Origin of the sequence: Ruoffia sp. FAM 26255 (assembly GCF_045528525.1) — a bacterium.
Lineage (GTDB): Bacteria > Bacillota > Bacilli > Lactobacillales > Aerococcaceae > Ruoffia > Ruoffia tabacinasalis.
The window spans coordinates 1-547 of the sequence record NZ_JBGQQX010000138.1 but is presented as its reverse complement, the minus strand read 5'-3'; the positions used below and the strand labels follow the sequence as shown (position 1 = coordinate 547).

Sequence of the window (547 nt, the reverse complement as noted above, 5' to 3'; positions counted from 1 at the left end):
ATTGGGGTGAAGTCGTAACAAGGTAGCCGTATCGGAAGGTGCGGCTGGATCACCTCCTTTCTAAGGAGTACTGGAACCTTTTACAGCATGAAGTGTTTTATCTTTGTTCAGTTTTGAGTGAGTTTTCATAATGTCAAGCCTCTTAGGGTTTGAGGATTATATATCTCCGGGCCTGTAGCTCAGTTGGTTAGAGCGCACCCCTGATAAGGGTGAGGTCGGTGGTTCGAATCCACTCAGGCCCATTGCTAAGAACTTGTTTATTTCTTCAGGAAAACAGTTGACAGCAAATCAATAACAATGTAATATATATTTCCAGTACGGGGGATTAGCTCAGCTGGGAGAGCGCCTGCCTTGCACGCAGGAGGTCAGCGGTTCGATCCCGCTATTCTCCATAACTACTATAGTAAGTAAGGGGTAGTTAACTTAGCTCATTGAAAACTGAATATCAACACCTAATATAATCCGTCGATGCGACAGATTGTATTAGAACAATTTTCTTAAATGAAGATATAATTTTAATCGAAATTAAATCATAAACCAAAGAATT

General features: G+C 41.1%; 2 tRNA genes and 1 rRNA gene. All 3 read left to right on the top strand.

Features of this window, described 5'->3' with window-relative positions:
- A 16S ribosomal RNA gene (locus ACEN31_RS11625) occupies window positions 1-60 on the top strand; the annotation flags it as partial.
- 108 nt (window positions 61-168) lie between these two features.
- Window positions 169-242, top strand: a tRNA-Ile gene (locus ACEN31_RS11620).
- 77 nt (window positions 243-319) lie between these two features.
- Window positions 320-392 (top strand) — tRNA-Ala (locus ACEN31_RS11615).
- Window positions 393-547: the final 155 nt, after the last annotated feature.